Origin of the sequence: Prosthecobacter sp. (genome assembly GCF_034366625.1) — a bacterium.
Lineage (GTDB): Bacteria > Verrucomicrobiota > Verrucomicrobiia > Verrucomicrobiales > Verrucomicrobiaceae > Prosthecobacter.
On record NZ_JAXMIH010000014.1, the window covers coordinates 334,323 to 355,946 of the forward strand.

General features: G+C 60.2%; 15 protein-coding genes and 1 pseudogene. 2 read left to right on the plus strand and 14 right to left on the minus strand.

What is annotated here, in order from left to right; genetic code table 11:
• Window positions 1-16: 16 nt before the first annotated feature.
• The 6 genes and pseudogenes from U1A53_RS17215 to U1A53_RS17235 form a co-directional block, all read right to left on the minus strand.
• Window positions 17-1,351 (minus strand): DUF1501 domain-containing protein, encoded by a 1,335-nt coding sequence (locus U1A53_RS17215; protein WP_322282856.1) that lies wholly within the window; start codon window positions 1,349-1,351, stop codon window positions 17-19.
• A gap of 21 nt (window positions 1,352-1,372) precedes the next feature.
• Window positions 1,373-3,622, minus strand: a complete 2,250-nt coding sequence (locus tag U1A53_RS17220; RefSeq protein WP_322282858.1) for a PSD1 and planctomycete cytochrome C domain-containing protein — start codon at window positions 3,620-3,622, stop codon at window positions 1,373-1,375.
• 168 nt (window positions 3,623-3,790) lie between these two features.
• Window positions 3,791-5,128: a sulfatase-like hydrolase/transferase gene (locus U1A53_RS17225; RefSeq protein WP_322282860.1), complete on the minus strand. Its 1,338-nt coding sequence runs from the start codon at window positions 5,126-5,128 to the stop codon at window positions 3,791-3,793.
• On the minus strand, window positions 5,125-5,814 hold the full coding sequence (locus tag U1A53_RS27105; RefSeq protein WP_345786496.1) for a hypothetical protein: 690 nt from the start codon (window positions 5,812-5,814) through the stop codon (window positions 5,125-5,127). The genes U1A53_RS17225 and U1A53_RS27105 overlap by 4 nt, the downstream gene beginning before the upstream one ends.
• Window positions 5,815-5,850: 36 nt before the next feature.
• A pseudogene (locus tag U1A53_RS17230) lies at window positions 5,851-7,728 on the minus strand (YHYH protein); the annotation flags it as partial.
• A gap of 79 nt (window positions 7,729-7,807) precedes the next feature.
• Complete coding sequence (locus U1A53_RS17235) at window positions 7,808-8,269, minus strand: 2OG-Fe(II) oxygenase (protein ID WP_322282864.1); 462 nt, start codon at window positions 8,267-8,269, stop codon at window positions 7,808-7,810.
• A gap of 265 nt (window positions 8,270-8,534) precedes the next feature.
• Here U1A53_RS17235 and U1A53_RS17240 point away from each other — a divergent pair, with 265 nt between their 5' ends.
• Together U1A53_RS17240 and U1A53_RS17245 are read left to right on the plus strand one after the other, a co-directional pair.
• Window positions 8,535-9,242, plus strand: coding sequence for a response regulator transcription factor (locus U1A53_RS17240; RefSeq protein WP_322282866.1), 708 nt, complete (start codon window positions 8,535-8,537; stop codon window positions 9,240-9,242).
• Window positions 9,239-10,654 carry a HAMP domain-containing sensor histidine kinase gene (locus U1A53_RS17245; protein ID WP_322282869.1) on the plus strand — a complete coding sequence of 472 codons (1,416 nt, stop codon included), beginning with the start codon at window positions 9,239-9,241 and terminating at the stop codon, window positions 10,652-10,654. The genes U1A53_RS17240 and U1A53_RS17245 overlap by 4 nt, the downstream gene beginning before the upstream one ends.
• Window positions 10,655-10,656: 2 nt before the next feature.
• Here U1A53_RS17245 and U1A53_RS17250 read toward each other — a convergent pair whose 3' ends face one another.
• The 8 genes from U1A53_RS17250 to U1A53_RS17285 form a co-directional block, all read right to left on the minus strand.
• Entirely contained in the window at window positions 10,657-12,072 is a 1,416-nt protein-coding gene (locus U1A53_RS17250; protein WP_322282871.1) for a neutral/alkaline non-lysosomal ceramidase N-terminal domain-containing protein, read from the minus strand.
• Window positions 12,073-12,084: 12 nt separating this feature from the next.
• Complete coding sequence (locus tag U1A53_RS17255) at window positions 12,085-14,007, minus strand: CehA/McbA family metallohydrolase (protein WP_322282872.1); 1,923 nt, start codon at window positions 14,005-14,007, stop codon at window positions 12,085-12,087.
• A 59-nt stretch (window positions 14,008-14,066) separates the two neighbouring features.
• The gene (locus U1A53_RS17260) at window positions 14,067-14,777 is read right to left on the minus strand and encodes a hypothetical protein (RefSeq protein WP_322282874.1); all 711 of its coding nucleotides are present in this window, start codon (window positions 14,775-14,777) and stop codon (window positions 14,067-14,069) included.
• 30 nt (window positions 14,778-14,807) lie between these two features.
• A complete protein-coding gene (locus tag U1A53_RS17265) occupies window positions 14,808-16,013 on the minus strand; it encodes a VCBS repeat-containing protein (RefSeq protein WP_322282876.1) in 1,206 nt (401 codons plus the stop codon).
• Window positions 16,014-16,032: 19 nt separating this feature from the next.
• Window positions 16,033-16,977 (minus strand): S8/S53 family peptidase, encoded by a 945-nt coding sequence (locus U1A53_RS17270; RefSeq protein WP_322282877.1) that lies wholly within the window; start codon window positions 16,975-16,977, stop codon window positions 16,033-16,035.
• Complete coding sequence (locus U1A53_RS17275; protein ID WP_322282879.1) at window positions 16,967-19,405, minus strand: PVC-type heme-binding CxxCH protein; 2,439 nt, start codon at window positions 19,403-19,405, stop codon at window positions 16,967-16,969. The genes U1A53_RS17270 and U1A53_RS17275 overlap by 11 nt, the downstream gene beginning before the upstream one ends.
• Before the next feature lie 71 nt (window positions 19,406-19,476).
• A complete protein-coding gene (locus U1A53_RS17280) occupies window positions 19,477-20,229 on the minus strand; it encodes an SDR family NAD(P)-dependent oxidoreductase (RefSeq protein ID WP_322282880.1) in 753 nt (250 codons plus the stop codon).
• Between the two features lie 20 nt (window positions 20,230-20,249).
• Window positions 20,250-21,608: a gfo/Idh/MocA family oxidoreductase gene (locus tag U1A53_RS17285; protein ID WP_322282882.1), complete on the minus strand. Its 1,359-nt coding sequence runs from the start codon at window positions 21,606-21,608 to the stop codon at window positions 20,250-20,252.
• Window positions 21,609-21,624 lie beyond the last annotated feature (16 nt).

The following is a 21,624-nucleotide window of genomic DNA, read 5'->3' on the forward strand; positions in this document are numbered from 1 at the left end:
GGCGATTTCGCACACCTCAAACCAGGATTTCCTTCACCACGCTGCCGCCTTGCAGGCCGGTGAGTCGGATGCGGCGGCCGCCACTGACGACTGCGAGATTTCCGTGATCGAGGCCGAGCAGATGCAGGATCGTGGCGTGCAAGTCGCGGAAATGAACCTTGCCCTCGACAGGGGTGGAGCCCGTTTCATCCGTGCTGCCATGCACATGCCCGGCTTTCACGCCGCCGCCGGCCATCCAGAAGGTGAACGCGCGATGTTGGTGCCCGGTTTGGTCCTTGTCCTGCCCCGGCGTGAGACCCGGACGACCAAACTCGCCGCCCCAGACAACCAGCGTGTCCTCTAACAACCCGCGTTCGTCGAGATCATCGAGCAACGCAGCGATGGGAGCATCCGTGGTGGCGCAGTTTGCCGTCAGATCACGCCGATGATCCGTGTGCTGGTCCCAACTGCCATGCGTGATCTCGATGAAACGCACCCCCGCTTCGCAAAATCGACGCGCCAGCAGGCACTGGCGGCCAAAGTCGCTGCCCTTGCAGGTTCCAGCCGCGTAGTTCTTGCCAACACGATAACGATCCAGAGTGGCCTTTGATTCCGTGGAGATGTCGAGAAGCCCAGGGGCCGCCGCCTGCATGCGGAAGCCGAGTTCCATCGTCTGAATGACGCCTTCGAGCTGCGCATCGTCCGCTCGCAGGCTGAGATGATCGCGATTCATCGCCTGGATGAGATCAAGCTGCCGGCGCTTCACATTCAGCGGCAGATGATCACCCTGGATGTTGCTGATCATCGCTTTCGACATGTCCTCGCCATTCACACCGATGGGCGTGCCACCAAACACGGAGGGCAGTTGCGCAGCCGAGTATTCAGCGGGCTTCGCGGTGTTGAAGCTGATGAAACCGGGCAGGTTCATGTTCTCCGTGCCCAGACCATACGCCACCCAGGAACCCATGCTCGGGCAGGGCCGCAGGCGGTCGCCCGTGTGCAGTTGCAGCATCGACTGCGCGTGGATGCTCGTGTCCGCCGTCATGGCATTCAGCACGCAGAGCTTGTCGGCATGCCGCGCAATGTTTGGCAGCAGTTCACTCACCCACAGCCCGCTCTCGCCACGCCGTTTAAAGTCCGCGATGGAGCCCGCGTGCGGTTTCTTCCCGATCTGTGGCTTGTAATCAAAGGTGTCCATTTGCGCCGGGCCGCCCGCCATGTTCAGGAAGATCACGCGCTGTACCTTTGCACGAAGACGTGGCGGGCGCACAGTCAGATCCGCGCCTGCTGCACTCGCGATGCCCGACATCGCCAAATAGCCGAACCCGCACGAAGCGGTGGACAACATCTGGCGTCTGGAGAGATGGTTCATCGGCGCATTCATACGGCAGAATCAGTCCACATATCGCAGCTCGTTGCTCGCGAGCAGCGCCTGGCAAAACGCAGCCCAGGAGCTCGCAAGGCGCCCGTTCTCGTCGTTCTCGGTAGAAGCGAGCATCAATTCAGCTTCGCAGATGAAATTATGAGCCCGTTGGATTTCGCTGCCGGTCGGCTTGCGAGCAAAAGCATGACTATAGGCCGTTTGGATGCGAGTCATCGAGTCAGAGGAAGCTTTCATCAGGCGCTTGGCGAAACGCTTAGACTGCTCGACGAGGAAGGCGTTGTTCAGCAGATAGAGCGATTGCGTGGCGAGGGTGCTGGAGTCACGATTTCCGGTAACGGTGACGGCGTCGGGGAGATTGAAAGGCGTCAACTCAGGCGGCATGGAGTTGCGCAGCATGAGCAGGTAAACACTGCGGTGCGTGCTGGGCTGATGCAGCGGCGGCAATTCATTGATCAGCACGTTTTGATGCTGGATGAGCGAGCCATGGCCGGGCTGCGGATTCAGATCGCCAGTGGCAGCAAGCATGGCATCGCGTACGGCCTCGGCGTCGAGGCGACGGCGGTTATGGCGAGCGAGGAGGAGGTTGTCAGAGTCGGCTTCACGCAGTTTGTCATCGCATTGGCTGCTGAGCTGGTAAGTGTGGCTGAGGACAATGCTGCGGATGAGGCGTTTGATGGACCAGCCTTCACTCATGAAGCGCGTGGCGAGATGATCGAGCAACTCGGGGTGCGTGGGGCTCTCGCCTGTGATGCCGAAGTCAGCCGGCGTGCGCACGAGGCCTTCGCCAAAGAGATGCTGCCACACGCGGTTCACCATCACGCGTGCGGTCTGCGGGTGTTGCCTGCTCGTGAGCCACTGTGCGAGCTGAAGCCGTCCGCTCTGCTTGGGATCAAGTTGGATCGAGGGGTCCATGGCACCGCACGCGGTCAGGAAGCCGCGCGGGACCGCTGCGCCGAGTTTCTTGGCCTCGCCGTCGATGTTTAGTTTGCAATCGACCGCTGTCTTGGCCTCGCGCACGCCCATGGCGAGCGGCGCATCGGCGGCGTATTTGAAAGCGGGCTTCGCAGGCGGCCGACGCGGTTCGTGCTTGGAGATGATGGCCTCCGCCTCCGGCCGCACAGTCACCTTCTCGGCGGTCTTGAGTTCATGCAGTGGCGTCTGCGGCGCTGTGAGTCCCTGATGAGCCGCAGCACCCCAAAGCGTCTCCGTGCTCTTGAAGATGCCCGCGAGCGCGTAGTAGTCGCGCGTCGGGATCGGATCTGTCTTGTGATCATGGCAGCGCGCGCAGCCGACACTCAAGCCCATGATGCCGTGTCCGATGACGCCGATCTGATCCGCAACGACATCCATCTCAAAATTGTCATTCATCGCTTTTGCCGGCTTCGCGCCAATGGCGAGGAATCCGGTCGCGATGAGCTGCCGGTCCCGCTGCGCCTCCGAATCCGCCGACAGCAAATCACCCGCGATCTGCTCCGTGATGAAGCGATCATAAGGCATGTCTTCGTTGAACGCACGGATGACATAGTCACGGTACCGCCATGCATGCGGGAAGCTGGGATTGCGGCTCAGGCCATCGTTGCCATTCGACTCCGCGTAGCGCGCCACATCCAGCCAGTGGCGGCCCCAGCGTTCGCCGAAGTGCGGCGACTCCAGCAGCTCATCCACGACTTGCTGGAAAGACAAATGGCGGCTGACAAATGACAAAACCTCCCCGGCAGATGGCGGCAGGCCGATGAGATCGAAATAGACGCGTCGAATGAGCATCTCCGGGGTGGCATCCTTCGTTGGCGAGAGGCCTTTCACTTCGATTTTGGCGAGCACGAAGCTATCGATGGCGTCACGCGCCCAGTCTTTGGCCTTCACCATGGGCGGCTTCGGATGGGTGACGGGCTGATACGACCACAACGCCGCTTTGTCCGTTGTCAGAGTCTTCTTGGCTGATTTGGGCGCATCCACACGCGGATCAGGCGCGCCCATTTTGACCCAGGTGATGAAATCATTCACCACCTGCTCCGGCAGCCTCTTCTTCGGCGGCATTTCGAGACCGTCGTAGCGAACCGCCTGAATGATGAGGCTTTCATCCGGTTTGCCTGGAATCAATGATGGCCCCGACTCTCCTCCAACGATCATCTCCGACGGCGCGTCGAGCAAAAGCTTCCCTCCAATCTTCTTCGCACCCTGTGCGTGGCATTCGTAGCAGCTCTTCACCAACACCGGGCGAATTTTGCTTTCAAAGAAGGCCCGCTGGTCCGGCGTCATGTCGCCAGCACAAACCCCGCCCACGCACGCATAAAGCATCACGACTGTGATGCTGTGGAGAAAGTGTCGATGGGCGGGTGATAGGCTGTACATCAAGAGCCAAACCAACGCGCTGCCAGCAGCCGTTTTTGCCGGGCATTCAATTCTCCACGGACAGGATTGTCTTCCCTATCCTTTCTTGGTCGGCCCCTTGCCTTTGCCCTTGCCGCGCTCCTGTGACATTTCCCCACGTTCGAGGGTGCCATGGGCTTGATCACCAAGACCCGCACGGATGTGGGCCTTGAGTTCTCTTTGAAGCTGCGTGGCGATCTCGCGCTTCTGTTTCGCCAAATCACGCGTTTCGCTGAGATCGTTCACGAGATCAAAGAGGAAGCCTTCCTTCGTGTCCCAGAAGTAGAGGAGCTTGTAGTCGCCCTTGCGGATCGCGGACTGCGGATGCTCGACTTCGACGGTTTGATGCCAGACGAAACGATCAATGGGCCGCTTCACCGGTGCTTTGCCGCCGCTGAGCAAAAGTGGCTTCCAACTGCCACCTTCGACACCTTGGGGCAATGCGAAGCCAGGCGTGACGAAATCGAGCACGGTGGCCATGAGGTCGTAGCCGATGACGGGCGTGTCGCTGCGTGTGCCACCCTTGATGCCAGGGCCGCGCACGATGAGCGGCTCGCGGATGCCGCCCTCGCCGAGATCGCCTTTGCCGCCGTTGAGTATCCCTGTGCGACCGCCGTTGTCGGAGGTGTAGATGACGAGCGTTTCATCGGCGATGCCGAGTTCGTCGAGCTTCTTCAAAACCTCGCCGACGCAGGTGTCGAAGTCCTCGGTCATCGCGGCCATGACGGCGCGATCTCCCTTCCCGCCTTTGCCGAGATTCATGCCTTCATACTTCTTGATCGTCGAAGCCAGCGCCTGTGGTGTCTGATGCACGGCGTAGTAGCTGAGTTGCAGATAAAACGGATGCCCGCTCTTCACCTGCGCGTCCATAAAAGCCTTCGCACGCCGCGTGATGCCAAAGGACTGCTTCGGATCCTCGGGATCGGTCGTGTCGCCATCTTCGTTCATCGTGATGCCATCGCTCGCGTCGTAGCCCATCGACTCCGGCGTGTGAAACCACTGCCATTTGCCGAAATGCGCCGCCTGGTAGCTGCGATCCGCTTTTTTCAGCGTGTTCACGAGCGAATCCGTGACCGGCGCGCTCCAGTTGCGCGCATTTTTGTCCGCTGCGTTGAGTGTGGTCGTCGTACGGCCCATTTGGATCGCCGCACGCGAGCACTCGCACTTGCAGTGTGCCGCGTAGGCCTGCGAGAAGACCATGCCCTGCGCGGCGAGCTTTTCGAGATTCGGTGTGCGGAACTCGCGGCTCGCGCTGGCGGCCTCGCCCGGCATCATGCGTACCGAGGTGCCGCTCCATGCCTGATCATCGGCAAGGATGAACAGGATGTTCGGCACTTTGGCGAAGACGTTTGTAACGAAAACAAAAAGCGTGGCGATGAGGATGAGTGATTTCATTGTTGTGGCGCTCCTTTCACATCAAGGTCCGGCTTCGTGTTCCAGCGCTGCTTCCAGTCAGGTTTCTCGATCTTGGCGCGGAAAATGACGGTGTTGTCGAGGGCGATGTCGTCGCTCCAGATGAACTTCGCGCCTTCAAAATCGTTCTCAAAGTAGGGCTGCTTGGGATCGACTTCTTCGACGGTGTATTCCTTGGCTTGTTTCCACGAGCTGTCGTTGAAATCGACGCTCCACCAGTTCGAGGGGAGAGGCTCTTGTTTGACTTGGGGATTGGCGGTGTCGCCGTTCACGGGACCGTGGAAGAAGTTTTTGGCCTTCCATGTGGCATTCGTAACGGTGCCGTCGGCGAACTTCAGGCAGAAGCCGCCATCGCCGATGCTCGTGCCGTATTCCAGGCCGGTCTTGGGATCGGCGTTGTCTTTGGCGAGCACGGCGATGGTCATCGGATACTCGGGGAGGAAATCGACGCTGACGATGTTGTGCGGCGTGAACTGGATGCTGTCCACGGCGACGAGGCGATCGTTCACGTAGAGCATGAACCAATTGTCGGCATAGACGTTGAGCTTCATCGTGTCGGCAATGCTGGGCTTGATGAGGCCGGGCGGGCCACCTTTACCCCTGCCCTTTCCTTTGCTGCCGCCGGACGCAGGTGGAGAAACCACAGGGTTGGATCGGTCCGATCCGATGGATGCCGTCCCTCCCCCACTGTTGTAAACAACCCGCAGCGATGAACTCGCGAGCACTTTGCCCTTCATCGCTGCTAAAAGCTCCTCACGACCTGGCGTGCCACGCACATCTAACTCACCCGAAAGAGCATAGAGCGTGATCACATACGTCTTGGCTCCAGGGCCTTTGGAGTGCGGTGGCTCGTAGCCGATTTCACCACGAAAGCCGGTGCCCATCTTGCCAACGGACTGAGAGTTCTTCGACAGGCTCATGACGTTCGCCGGGATGTCATAGACGGTCCAATACCACTTCTTGTCGCCGCCAGGAGCGACATGATCCATGATCAAGGCATAGCTCTTGGCCGCTGCTGGTGCTCCTGACCACTCCAAGGGCGGGCTGATGCCATCGCCATCACCGGTGAACTCCACGGGCAGATTCTTGAGGTCTGGGACGACGGGGCTGTTGAGCATGAACTTGCCATCGCTGCTGCGCGGTTGATCGGGCAATGCAACAAAGGCTTCCTGCCTGCCGCCGCGACGACCGCCAGCGCCGGGCTTCATCTCTTCGCGGGCGGGCGGCTCATCGTTACGAGGTTGCGAAGGGCTGCTTGTCGTTGAATGACCGGCGAGCTCATCGAGTTCGGGAGTGTCGAGCTTGCCATCGCGATTGTGATCGAAGGCATCAAACTGCTCCTTCGCTTTCGCCATCGCCTCGGGCAGCGAGGCACCGCTCTTGGCGGCATTCGTCTTCGCGTTGTCGGCGAACTCCTGTGCGGTCACCACGCCGTCGCCATTCACATCGAGAATGCCCTGCACCGCAGCCTGCGGGTGCGGAGACCGACCACCTTCGCCTCTTCCCTTGCCCTTTCCTTTGCCTTTCATGCCATCGGGGCCACCCCCTTGACGATCTTGACCACCACCTTGACCTCGTGACGAGAAAACCTCCTTCGTCTTTCCCTCACTGCCGTTGTCGAACTCAAAGGGATAGGTGCCATCCGCCTTGATCGCGTAACGGACGCTGCGTTTGTCGCCATTCACCTCGTAGCTCAGCTTGTAGCTATCCTTCCCGGTGCTCTCAAAAGCCGTAATCTCAGCACCACGCAGAGCCGGGAGCGCCTCGCGCACGCCTTGAGCGCGCGGTTGCGGATCGACCTGCTCGCCCGCCTCCACGACCTCGCCGTGGAAGCCGCCAATGACATACGGATATTTGTTCGACGCATGATAATGATAGCCGCTGGCCGATTCGTGACCGTGGCAGTCGTCGAGCTTGCCCACAGGCGAGCCATCGGGTTCCGTGAGGCCGTAGATCGGATAACCATCCAGCGCATACGCCACCGGCATGCCTTTGCCCGCCTGCGTCTGCAAATGCAGCGGCGTGATGTGGTAGTGATAGTCATCTGCGCGACCGCAATGCCCGCCCCACTGATCCAACTCACCGATCTCATAGCTGATCTCGCCGCGATTGTTCTGTGGGTTGAAAATCGGAATGCCATTTACCGCCAGCGCGATCGCGCCGCGCAAGAAACGGCCCTTGATCATCGCGGGCTCCTTGGCGGGCACCGGCTTCAGCGGGATGCGCCAGGCATTATCCTCAAAGTAGTTCTGCGGCAGCGGCACCTGCTGCTGCCAGGCAGTGATGCCCACCATCATGCTATGATCTGGCATCCCATTCGAGCCCACATAGAGAAACTCGCCATTCGCCCGCAGATCAAGCCTTGTGAAGGGCAAAAACGCCTTCGCCGTGACCGGTGCGTTCGCCGCATTCGCCACGGCTGCGGCAGCGAGTTGCAGGGTAGATGCAGTGGAAGCGACCTCGACAAGCTCACGCCTCCACTCCTCCAGAATATGTGCTCGCAGCACCTCGCGGTCGGTGGTGGCCAGATCGTGGGCCGCGAGGCTCGTCGTGAGCAGGAGAAAGAGGGAGAGCGTTTTCATGATGCCCTGTTTAACTTCTGCTGTGTCAGGACGGCTTCAGTGAATCACAGGAGATTTGTCGGGATTGTGTAAAGACGCTTCAACGCTGGCGAAACCAGCCCGTGATGCTCATGCGCGTCTTCTTTGCAGGCAGCACCTCGTGCCAGAAGTCTCCGGCCATGAAGCACACCATCGTTCCCATGCGCGGCTCGATCAGGATGAAGGCACCTGCTTTGTCTCCTGAAGTCGTCCACAACTTCAGTTCGCCGCCATCACCCGGCTGCCAGCTCGGATTCAAATAGAGAATCGTCGTCACAATGCGGTCGCTCGTACCCGTATGACGATCCAGATGCGCCTTGTAGAAGGCCCCTTCGGGATAGATGGCGAAGTGGCCCTCATACTCGAACAGTCCGAGGAAGAACCGCTGGTTCAAACCCAGCCGAAGCAACTCCAGCTTTGCTAAATAGGTGACCTGCTCCACTGAGGCCGCATCGCTTTGCAGCCACATCACCTGATCCCGCCGGATGTCGTCACGAACCTCTAGGTTCAGCCCACGCCCCACGCCGGCACGCTTGAAATCACCTCGATCACAAGCATCCTCACATTCAGCCCTCAAGCGCATGGACTCTGTTGCCCCAAGACATCCAGGCATCGAAGCCCAACCAAACTGGTCCATCGCATTGAGCATCTCGATCATTTGCCTACCAGCGAGAGCCATAGCCCGATAGCGAGACAAATCGTACGCCATCGGGGCAATGCACAAAGAACTTTGTCAGCATCCAGTAAAGACCCTCGCGAAATGAGGCCTCAGTGCCGATAGTATGCGAGTGACATCCTCCATCCGCATCCTGGTCATTGATGACGACGCCGAGCTTTGCCAGCTCGTTGCGGACTATTTGAAGCCGATGGGTTTTGAAGTCGAAATGGAGCATGACGGTGTGCATGGGGCAGAACGTGCCACGAGCGAGCAATGGCACGCCATCATCCTCGATGTCATGATGCCCGGCTGCGATGGCTTTGAAGTGCTGCGGCGCATCCGGGCAAAGTCAAAGGTGCCCGTCATGATGCTCACTGGGCGTGGCGAGGAGGTGGACCGCATTGTCGGCCTCGAACTCGGTGCCGACGACTATCTGCCGAAGACTTTTTCGTCGCGCGAGTTGCTGGCGCGGTTGCGGGCGCTGCTTCGACGCACCGGCTGGATTTCGGAAACGGTTCCTGTTGTTCCCATCAAGGAAATCGTGGTCGGTGAGCTGCGCATCAATCCAGAGTCACACGCCGTCGTGCTCGGCGACGAGCCTTTGCAACTCACGCCAGCCGAGTTCGGCCTGCTGCTCTCGCTTGCGAAAGCCCACGGTCGCGTGAAGACGCGGGAGCAACTCATCGAAGAAGTCGCTGACCGTGAGTGGGATGTCTTTGATCGCGCCATCGACATGCATATCTCCATGCTGCGCAAAAAACTCGGTGATGACCCGAAGGAACCGCGCTTCATCAAAACCGTGCGCGGCTATGGCTATCAACTCGTGACTCCCGGATGATGAGCCGCCTCAAACTACCGCTCTACGGCAAGATACTCCTCTGGTTCCTGGTGAACTTGGCGGTGCTGGCGCTTTTTGGGTATGTGTATGTCAGCAAGCTCATCACTCCGGAACTCGAATGGCTGCTGAGCGGTCCACCCGGCAGCAAGTTCGAACATCTGTCGGCCCGTCTTCGTGACCAGTTGATCAGCAAGCCACAAAACGGCTGGCTGGATGTGCTTGAGCGTTATGAAGATCGCCGAGGCGTGACTTTTGCCTTGTTCAGTTCCGACGGGCAGCTTGTTCTGGGTCATGCGCCCGATCCACCGGAAGAAGTACGCAAGAGTCTGATCGACAAACGCAGGGCTGAACCTCGCCAGCGACCACAGCGCCCCGAGGCCTCGTCTCAGCCACCCAAACCGAGATTCCTGCTGCGCAGCGAAAATCCCACCCGCTACTGGGCAGGCATCCACATGGACATTCTTTATGAGCAGGGCGACTTCTGGCATCCGCTCACCATGGTGATGGTATCCAGTGACGTCAGTGCAAACGGCCTGCTGTTTAACTGGACGCCTTGGGCGATCCTCTTCAGTTGCGGCATTCTTTTTTCCGCCCTGCTATGGTTGCCAGTCGTCCGGGGCATAACCGAAGCGATTCGTCGTACCAATGAGGCCTCCAGACGGATCGCAGCGGGTAAGTTCGACGTGCGCCTGTCCGACACACGCGGCGATGAACTCGGCGAACTCGCCACTTCCGTTAATGTCATGGCCGCGCAGCTCGGAGACTATGTCGCGCAGCAGCGCCGCATCACGGCAGATGTCGCGCATGAGCTGTGCTCGCCCATCGCGCGAATGCAGATGGCCCTCGGCGTCGTGGAGCAGCGCAGCACACCGGAGCAGGAGACCTACCTCAAAAAGCTCGATAACGAACTCCAGCACATGGCGAAGCTCGTGGAGGAGGTGCTCGCTTTCTCCAAAGCGGCGACGTTGCCTGATCGTGAAACCGCCGAGACTTTCGACCTGCGTGAACTCATCGACCAAGTCATCGCCCGTGAAGCGCCGGAATGTGAGATCCGGGTTATCGTCGAAGACTTGAATTTTCACACGCTGCGCTCGGCTCTGGATCGAGCCTTGGGTAATGTTTTACGCAATGCTGTCCGCTATGCCAGAGACATCGAGATCCACGCCTGCAGTCAAAACGACCGAGTGACCATCCAAGTCCTCGATCAAGGCCCCGGCGTTCCCGCCGATTCACTCGCACGTCTCTTCGAGCCCTTCTATCGGCCCGAAGCCGCACGCGGTCGCAACACCGGTGGCAGCGGCCTTGGCCTCGCGATCACCAAACGCTGCATCGATGCTTGCGGCGGCACGGTGACCGCTCGCTTGCGAGAGCCAGCGGGCTTGATCGTTGAGATTGTTATTCCAAACGGATGATCTCACTCCGCCGACTTCAGTTCTGCGAGCATCTCCAGCAGGTTCTTCGTGAGAATCACCGAGGTGTCCTCCTGCACTGAGTTCGTGCCGAGCCAGGTCTCGTAGCCGCCGAGCTTGTGCTGCTCCAGCGTTGGCAGGTAGCCATGCCTGCCATTCGCCAGGCCGATGACCATGGTCTGTAGAAAAGGACTGCGCTTCTTCAAATCGAGCCCGATCTCGACGAAGGTCTCAAAGGGAATGCCGCACACGGCCAGATCGCCGATGCGGATCGCCTGCAACTTCACCGTGATCGTCTCTTCCTTGCGCTCCGCCGCTGCGATGACGCTGCCTGCATAATTCTGTGCGAGACGCGGCAGTTTCTCGACGGCCTCTTTGTCCTTCACTGCGAGCACTGCCCTGGCTTCAGCCACATCCTGTGCGCTGGGGCGTCGATACTTCAGCGTGATCTCGCGCTGCATCATGCCGAGAGGTGCATCGCCACGATGCTTGCCGATCTTCTGATGGGCGAACCACACGGCATCGGCAGCTTTGGCGGCGACGAGGCGGATCTGCTCGAACGGCTCGCGCGGTGGCCGCGTGACGCCGAAGGGGATGTTGTTGATGTCGCCGGAGGTGCCGTTCGACATCATCGCCACCATCTTGCCGTTTCCGCGCAGGCGGTAAGGCATGATGCGGGCAAATTCGCCGAAGTAGTCCGCAGACATCTGGCCGGCTGGCGCGCCGCCGACGTAATGCAGCGAGTAGTTTGCGAACAGTGCCACCTGCTTGCGCTTCGTGTCTTCGACAGAGAGAATCGTGATGTCAGGATCGGTCGGACCGGCAGGGCGTTCGAGCACATCTGGGCTCGTGCCTGGATTCATCTTTACGGTGTCCATCCTGCCGAATGGATTGAGCGGCATCTTGCCCGGCTTGAGATACCAGCGGCGATTGAAAACTTCATCCGGCAATGGATGCGCCGCCGCACCGATGGTGGCAGGCTGGAGCGCCGTGTGGGCTTTGATGATCGACTCCGCCACGCCTGCGACAAATTGCTTGTAGTAGGCCGCGGCTGCCTCGCTGCGTGTGTTCAAAGACGGCCCGCTGTGCGTGTGTGTGGAGCTAATGAGCATCTTGTCCACCGTCATGCCCGTCTTTGCCGCTGCGAGGGCCTTGGCCTCGTTCAGCACATCCGGACCTGCACCGAGATTATCGACGACGACCATTGCCAGCGTCGTTTTGCCATCATCAAGCACCAGGGCGCGTGCATGAAAGGGATCATGCGCCTTCTCCGCCATGTTTGCGCTGAAGCCGCCGGGCATGTTCAGAGGGAAAATATTCGGTGTGATGTCCACTGCCGCGGCACCGGCGCGGAGAGCGGGTGCCGCGGCAGCGCTGAGCATGGTGAAAACAAAGGCGAGTCCAAGAGCGAGACATTTCATGGTCTAGAGGGATCAGTGGGAAAGAAGTGATTCAACTTGGATTACGACCGCCTCGTCGTGCTTCTTCAAAGCATTAAGCAGCTTGTCTTGATCGCCGCCGAAGCGCTGGATGAGCGATTGCGCGATGGCGAAGGCGGATTGAAACCGGCCATCACCGTCGGCATCGATCCAGATGGGATTGGTGGAGCCAATGACGCGTGGCGTGAAGGTCTTGCTGCTCGGTTGATATGGGCGCGGAATCTCCCAAAACGGTTCGGTGACGCCCGGCCCTGTGGCAATGACGACCAGATGAACGTCATGCGCGGGTTTGGGCAAGCTCCAGGTGATGCGCGCTTTTTCACCGGCACGATGTTCATCGTTGAGGGCCTGCTTGCGGATCAGGATGCCGTTGGCAAAGAGTTCGATGTGATCCGCCTTCACCCAGGCGGGTCCACTGACCACGGCCTCGACTTTGACCTGCTCGCCGAGCCCGGTGGCAAGATCGCCGACAGTGAATCGGTCATCGACCTTGAGCGTCGTCATCAATCCGAGGCTGACGAGCAAACGTCCCTGCTGGTAGCTGCGCCAGACGGCATCCAGATCCAGTTTCGCCGGATCAGCATCCTTCGCCGCCACATAAGTCCGGCCCTGGCCCAAAATGAAGCGGTTCACATCATGCGAATCGCTTGAGGCAATCGCCGCGATGCGATGTCCGCGATTCAGCAGCGCGAACCAGTCGCGATACAACAGATGAATGTCCGACTGCATCGCCGCTGACGTGACGACCTCCATCGCATCAATGTCCAGCGCTTCAGCCTGCCGATGTTTGCCCGTCTTGGGATTGAACTGCACGCCGCCGAGCGGGACGAAGCCGCTGTGCAGGTCGCGAGGATGATTCAGCGTGATCACCTGCACGCCCGGCGTGGCGCGGATGGCCGGGATGAGCTTCGCCCAGTCCTGCTCGTTGTGATTCACCAGCGCCGCGCCCGGTTGGATCGGGAAGGCATTGAAATGGCCGTGCTTCGTCGTGACTTCGTTGCCGATGACCGGCGTGAAATGATCCGCCACGCTCATGCTGGCGGCGGCAGGCGCGTAATCGGTGTGATGATTGTGATCCGTGGCGATCGCCAGCTCGATCCCCTCCCCCGCGATGGTGAGCATGCGTTCTTCAAGCCGCGCATCGCCATGGCCGCTGTGTGTGAGCGTGTGGATGTGGCTGTCCGCAGCGATCCAGCAGCGCGTGTCCACCTCACGCCGCAATTTTACCGACACCTCTTTGACCTCACCCGCTTTCAAAGACAGTGCCACACGCGCCACGCCCCATTCAAAACCGCGTCCTGCATGCAGCACATAATCACCCGGCGGCATCGAGAGCATCACGCGGCCCAGTCTGGTGTAAACGACCCCAGTCCTCACGGCCACATCACCCGCAGGCTCGGCACGCAACGGCTGTAACGTGCCGTCCTTTCGCGTCAGCGTGAACCGGCAGGGCAAGCCATCGCCACTCACCGTCACACTCGCGCCGCCAATCACCTCGTTCACCGGTCTTGCATCCAGAAACACCGGCCCCACCTCGATGTCATCGAGTGCTGGAGGTGCTTCGATGATCAAAACGTTCTCCCCATCACGCAAAGCACCGGCAGGCACCGCCAACACGCACTCCAGCGGCGTTTCCGTCGTCGTCAGTGTGCCGAGCTTGTTTCCGTTAATGAACACCGGCCATCCTAGCTTCACATCCCGCTGCCAGATGCGCAACGTGTGCTCCACCGCGTTCGCCTTCGCCTGAAACCGCATCTCCAGCCGCTCCGCATCCACCGGACGATCTTTGAACACATCCCACTCGAACTGGCCTGGTTTGCCAAGATGCAGCCGCTTCGCCTCCAGCATCGTCTCCTGCGCCATCGTGAAGGAACAAACCAAAACAGCCCAGAGGAAAATGAAACGCGGAAAAATCATGCGGACACCATTACGCGTCTCAACGAGACGGATTCTCATGCCGCGCTTAGCCTTTCCTCTCATTTCCCTTTCAGCAGGCGATATTCAGCCTCCGCCCTCGCCTCTAATTCGCGCTTCTTGGCTTCCGCCATGCGCCGCGACAAATCTTCAAAAGTCTCAAAGGGCTCCATTTCATTCAACAAACCGAGCCATCTCTGCGCCACACTATCATCAGGATGGCGGGCGACCACCTCCCACAACGCTAGACGTGCGATGCATCGCACAGGATAAAACTTCTCCCGCAGAGTGCCGCAGCCGCCGTTGACGACGAAATGGCCGTCGTCCATCGCCGCGAAGAACCACTCGATGGTCTGGCGATCCTGGAGACGTCGCAGTGTTTTCGCCGCGCTGATGCGCACGGCGTGAAAGTCCGACCAGGCCATCTCCCGTCCCGCCTTTTTGACCGAATCCGCATCGCCGAGCGCGGCAGCAATCACAATGAGCATACCGCGCATCTCGTCATCCAGCTCCTGCTTCATTTGTCTGCGCACGTCTGGCAGCAATGCCGCGCCAATCCTGCGGCAGTCCTGGATGATGGCCTCGCGTTTTCTCTCCGTCGGCATGCTGCGCTGCGACCAGTAGTAATCCGCCTCCGGGTTCGTTGGATCGCACTCATGTCGCAACCGGGCAAGGATGCCATCAAAGGCAGAACTCGGCCTCTCGTTCCAGTTCAGGACCAAACCGGGCACGAGCACGAACAGCAGGGCAACGATGAAGCGGTCGTGACTCATGCAGATGCAACGAATCAGCCCGCATCTTAATTAGCGCTGCGGATTCTCATACCAGATCACACCAAGTTGGTCGCGTTCCTCGCAGGTGATGACATCGAGATCGCCATCACCGTCGAGATCGAGCGTCTGCATGAGATCGTACTTCAGTCCTTCCGGCCCGCCGAGCGTGTGTTGTTTCCACGGGCCGCCACGCTGTTGTTCCAGCCACACGATGCCTTCGAGTTCGGCTTTGGCGTTTTCGCAGGTGAACAGCAGATCTGGCAGTGAGTCACCGTTCATGTCGGCAATCTTGACTGCCTTGGCATCGCCAAGTTTTGCGCCATCAAGGGTCAAAACCTGCTCCTGCCAGCCACCATCGGCTTTTTGCAGACAAAGCACGATCTCGACCGGCTTGGCAGCCACCGCCACATCCATCAGGCCGTCACCATTCACATCGCCGACATCAGCAAACATGACTTGCTTGCCCAATCCGCCAATCGCGTGCTCCTGCCACGCCGCGTGATCGCGATTGGCCGCAGCGCCGGGATTTTCGAGCCAGAACACGCCGGTGCGGCTGCCTTTGCGGTCGCTGAACAGCGCATCTGCGTCACCATCGCCATCCATGTCATGTGGTGCAAGCGACATGACCCAGCCGGCATCACGCAGCTTATGATATGACCACGCGCCAAGTTCATCCGGCTTCGGTGGCGCTTGCAGCCAGCCGACAGCGGCGTCTTGGCTCTTGGAAGCGACCAGTAAATCGACGCCATGCTGTTCGTCGAGATCGAGCGCCGCCACCTGCATCCACATCTGCTTGTTGGCCGTGGCTGGAAAAGCATCCGTGCGCCACTTATCACCCTCTGGGCGATGCCAATACAGCGTGCGCGTCTTGCCCTCCGTTCCGCTGACGACCTCCAGCCTGCCATCGCCATCGAGATCGGCAAAGATTGCCTCCTCCACGTTTTTGACCTCGCCCACCGTAACTTGCGGCCATGCTTCGCGCGCCTTGGCTGCGCCTGGATTCAAATACACGCGCACCACGCCGCCTTCCTCCCAGCCGGTGACGATGTCGGGCAGTCCGTCACGATTGAGATCTCCCAGCTTCACGCCATCCGCGCCACGCGAGGTATTGTCGATGGTGTGCCGCTGCCACACCACCCCCGGCGCAGACACCACTTCGCTGGCAAGCGTCCCCGCGACAGCAATCTCAGCCACCGGGGCAAACAGCATACCGAGGAGGGAAAGGCAGTATTTCATAAAGCGGGCGCGGCAGCAGTTACTTCTTCAGCACATGCTGCAAGGCCGCCATAACGTCGAGACGACGGAAAGATTGCTTCGTGGCGGCGTCTTCGACGGGTTTGCCGGTCTTTTGGAAGATCTTCATCATCGCGTCGGCGATGTTCTTGCCGTCAGCCCTCCAATCATAGCCGCTTTTCTCGATGGCCTCGCGCAGGAGCACGGCGGAGCCGCAGAGGATGGCGTTGGAGCTGCTCGTGGCCCGTGCAGGCACGAGGAGGTCGATCTTGGTGCTGCGGTCGAGGATGGCGATGTCTTTGCCGGGAGTGACTGCGCCGATGGCGAAGCAGTTCGGCTGTGACGCAGGCCACGAGATGCCCTTGGTGAAGTTGTGATTGCCCGCCGGAGCACTGACCCAAATGCCAAGTGCGCGCAACGTCGCGAGTTTAGCATCGATCTCGGTCGGTACAGGCTCGGCATGCTCTTTGTCATCGACGGGTGCCAAATTGACGGTGGTGATGTGATGCTCGGCGTGATGGTCGATGACCCACTGCAAAGCACGGGCAAGCGAGACGCTGTCGGTGATCTTGCAGTGGCAGCACTCAAGGCTGCGCACCACCGCGATCTGGTTATTGTAGGCCACGCCGCGCTTGCCGCCGTAGTTCACCGAGGATGGAATGCCGATCGTCGAGCCGTGATAACCCTTGCCTTCGTGCTTCGGGTCATCATCACCATCCACGGCATCAAAAGTGACGCGCACCTTCGGCACGCCGTCGATCACAGCTTTCCATTCCGGCCTCGACATAGTGCAGCCATCGTCGAGCAAGACGAGCGTTTGCCCCTTGCCGAAAGTGAGCACGTCGGCGTAGGCCTTCCAGGCAGCAATGACGCCTGCGTGCTCAAACTCGGCGGGTTGCGCCGGCTCTTGAGCGGAAGCGAGGCTGGAGAACAGCAGCAAGCCAGCAACGATGCCTTTAACGCTCATGTTTGGAGGTGAGGAAGGCCAGCAGATCACGCAGCTCCGCATCCGTCAGCGACATGACGAGTCCTGGTGGCATGAGAGAGGTCTTCAACTCGGTGCGGCTAACGATGTCGGCTTCGGGGAAGGAGCGTTCTTTGCCGGTGAGATCGCGGAAGACCTCGCTGCTGGAGGAGCGCAGAAGAATGCCGATGAACTCGGTGCCGTCCTTCAATTTGACCACAGATGGATAAAACTGCGGGGCGACTTCGCGATGCGGCTCCAGGATGGAGCGCAGGATGGCGGCGCGGTCGCCTTGCTGCGCGATGAGGGTGAGGTCGGGGCCGACCACGTTGCCACGGCCGCTTTGGCGGTGGCAGGAGGCGCAGAGGGCGACTTTGGGATGGAAGAAGAGACGACGACCCGCCTCGACGTCGGCAGTACCGGGAAGTGAATCCAGCATCTTCAACCACGCGACGGTGTCGTCGAATACGGGACGAGCGGTGCTCATGGTGAAGGACTTGTCGTGCTCGGTGAAGCGCAGGCCACGACGGGCTTCATCGCGGATGGTGGCGTTGTCACTCTTGGCGAGCTTTTGCAGCAAGGCGGTGTCTTCGACGCCGAGAATGGCTTCCGCGCGGAGCTGCGGGCTGCGTTTTTCATCGGCGGCGACTTCTGCGGAGGCTTTGCGGGCGGCGAGCGTGCGCACGACTTCAAGCGTGAGCACGTCATCGCCTGTGGCGAGGAGTTCGTTCAGCAACGGCACGGTGAGCGCCTTGTGCGTGGCAGGAACAAGCCGCAACGCGTAACCTTTGAGTCGTGCGGGCGTTTTCGGATTCGTGATGCGTTCGACGAGCACCTCGGGATTGGTCACGCCCGCGCCGGGTTCGCCGCGCAGGGTGTTCCAAGTGGCGAGAACGGCCTCGAAGAGACGGAAATCGAGTGTGGGGTCGGAAAGCATCGTTTCGACCTCGGGCATGAACTTCGTCAAAACGGCGTCGGCGATCCAGCGCAGGCACTCGAAACGCATTTCGGGATCGGTTTCGGCCACAAAGGCCCGCACCCACTTTTCGTCGTTCAAATCGGCGCGACGAAGCGCGACGAAGGCCCAGACGCGATCGGCTGCCGGGAGCTTTTTGAGTTCAGCGACGGTCCATGGCTGACGAGCGAGAGCGGTCAAAGCCGCATCGGAGAGATAAGAGTCACCACCACGGGCGAGTTCGAGCAGCTTGTTGGTGCTCAGCTTCGCTTTGCCTTCACGCAGTTCTTGGGCGAGACGCGCGTCATCGTTGAGCGGGTCAGGCGTGGTCTTGAGCCAGTTTGCTTTCGATTTGTCGATCTCCACCTTCCAGAGACGACCACGGCCGTGGATCGGATACGAACTGAACACCCAGTCGTTCATGTAGAACGCACCGTCGGGGCCGACGGCCATGCAGGTGGGGCGGAAGAAATCGCTGCCGCGCACCAGCGGGATGCGCTCGGAGGTGTAGCCCGCGCCTTTTCGCGTGAGCGGGAAGTAGTCGATGCTGTGATCGCTCCACGAGGGAATCATCACGCCGCCGCCGAGTTCGACGACCGCGCAGGGCCCCTCGCCACTCGGATGCACCATGCCGAGCGTGCCGCGCAACTCGCCGTTCCATGCGACAAAGGGATGCACGGGCGCGCTGCCATAGACCCACTGAAAGCCGTAGTCAGCGCCTTCGACAACATTGAGCAAACGGCACGGCGGACGGCTGCCGGGATCGTTTTCAGCGGCGAAGATTTCGCCGTCTTTGCGCACGAGCAGTCCAAACGGATTCCAGAAGCCCCGTGCGATGCGACGCATCTGTTTGCCATCGGCGGTGCAGCGGAAGACGCCGCCTTCACCGCGTCCGCTCACTTTCATGCCGTCGGTGCCAGTGATGGTCCAGTCTTTGCCGAAGTTCTCGCCGAGCGAGAAGACGAGGCCGCCATCGGGATGCCAGGCCATGCCGCTGAGGCCGTTGTGCGGATAATCCGCGAGCGTGTTCATCGTGGCGAGGTTCTCTTCCAAATCGCCGACGCCATCGCCATTCGTGTCCTTCACTCGCAGGATGCGATCACGCTCCGCGAGATAAATCCAGCCGTCCGGGCCGCATTCGACATGCATCGTGGCATCGGTCTTGTTGTAAAACACGCGGCGGTTTTTGCCGTTGGCATCAAAGACCACAATCTCATCGTGCTCAGGTCCCACATAGCCCTGCGGACGAAAATGCGTGTGGCAGGAAGCCAGCCAGATGTTGCCCTTTTCATCGACATCAATGCCCGTCGGCGTGACGAGATCGGGATGCTCGGCCAGCAATGTGAGTTTGACGCCGGGTTGTAACGTTTCGATCTGCGGTGGCAGATCCTTCGGCACATCGGGCGCTTTCGGTGGCGGGCCGGATTGGGCGAAAGCGGCGAGCGGGAGGAGAAAAGGGAGAAGTGATCGGTGCATGGAGGATTGGAATACGGACTGGCACCGCACACTTTGCGGCGGCGGCTCGCTTTACATGCGAGTGCTGGAGTTCAGTATGTCGCGCGACCGCCGGAGAGATCGAACACAGCGGCGGTGGTGAAGGAGCAGTCTTCGGAGCAGAGCCAGGCGACGAGCGCGGCGGCTTCCTCCTTTTTGCCAAAGCGGCCCATGGGGATCTTCGAGAGCATGTAGTCGATGTGAGACTGCTGCATCTGCAGGAGGATGTCTGTGGCGATGACGGCGGGTGTGACGGCGTTGACGGTGATGTTGGAAGTCGCGAGTTCTTTTCCAAGTGACTTGGTCAGCGCGATGACGCCTGCCTTCGACGCGCTGTAATGCGCTGCATTCGGGTTGCCTTCCTTCCCAGCGATGGAGGCGATGCTGACGATGCGGCCGTAGCCATTCTTCAGCAGATGCGGGACGACGCTGCGGCAGCAGAAGAACGGGCCGTTGAGATTGATGTCCATCACGCGCTGCCAGTCAGCGGGATCAATCTCCCAAGTCTTCGCGTTGCCGCCGGTGATGCCGGCGTTGTTCACGAGGATGTCGAGTTTTCCAAAGGCTTTCACCGTGGCCTCGGTGGCCGCTTGGACGGAGACGAGATTGGCGAGATCCACGGTGGCGGTATGCACCGTGTCCGGCGTGCCCATTTCAGCCGAAGCCTGCGCGAGCGCTGCCGCGTCCACATCCCACAGCGAGACACGAGCGCCGGAGGCGAGCAGGCGTTCGGCGATGGCGCGGCCAATGCCACGCGCGCCTCCGGTGACGATGGCGTTGCGATGATTGAGGTCGATTTGGTTCATGAAGGGTTGGCGTTGGATACTCAAAGCTCCGTCCACTGGCCGGGCACGGGCACCGGGTAGCGGCCTTTGTCATCAGACTTGATCGGCGGTTCGCTCTCATGCGTGAGCTGGTCGATGCCGGGGAACCATTCGAACTTCGACGCGAGCGCCTCGTCCCACGTCACGCTGCGACCCATGTGCATCGCGGCGCGGCCCATGATGGCGGCGAGGTTGGAGTGCGCGGCACGTTTCGCCTGATTGAAGGGCTTGTTCGTGCGGATCGCATCGAGGAAATCATTCCACTGATTCTGCCACACGGTGTGCTTTTCCTTCGGCGCGCGCCATTCGATGTTCCTGCGGTTGGTGTTCTGGTCTTTGTAAATCTCCACATCGGCGGCATGCGTGTTGCCGGAGAACTGCGCGGCTTTCTTGCTGCCATGCACATAGGTGGCGAAGTGGCTCTGCGTTTTCGCGATGTAGCGCACGGTGTGCATGGCCCGCGTGCCGTTGGGGAAGGTCCACTCGACATTGAAGGCGTCGAGGTTCTGGCTGCAATCCTGGCTGTTCGCGGCGCGTCCGCACACGCCCTGCGCGGAGACAGGCAGTGCATCGTGCAGCCAGCAAAGCTCGTCGATCTGATGGATATCCATTTCCGCCCAAAGTCCGCCGCAAACCCAGTAGAACTTCGTGAAGTTGCGCAACTGCCACTCCAGCTCGCTCTTGTCCGCTGGCTTTGGTCCGAGCCCTCCCGCAGGCCCCATGCGATAGGCGCGGGTGTATTGCAGATCGCCCAGTTCACCGGCGCGGAGGCGGCGGATGAGTTCCTCGCGGTTCGGCGAATGACGGCACATGAGACCAGCGGCAATCTTCACGCCCTTTTTCTCCGCAGCCTCGGCGGCAGCGATCACGCGCCTCACGCCGACGGGATCGGTGGCGAAGGATTTCTCCATGAAGACATTCACGCCGCGTTCCACAGCATACTCAAGCTGCTGCGGTCGAAAGCCTGCATAGCCGGTGAGCAGCGCGATGTCGCCCGATCCAGGCCGCAGCGAATCGATGGCCTTCTTGAAAGCATCAAAGCCGATGAACTGGCGCTCCGAGGGCACATCAATGCGCTCTTGAAACTTGTCGTAGAGAACCGTGTGCGACCGCTGCAGCCGGTCTTCATACAGATCGGCCATGGCGACGAGCTTCGTGGTGCTGCCGGTGGCTTCCATCGCATTGGCAATGGCACCGCTGCCACGTCCGCCGCTGCCGATGATGGCAAGCTGAATGGTGTCACTGCCCGCCGCATGGACGTGCGGTATGGCGATCCCGGCCAGAGCGGATGCGGCGACGATTTTGCCGCTTTGCTGGAAGAAATCACGACGAGTCAGGTGGTTGGAGTCGGTGGGTTTCATGGTTTTGATGGGGGCT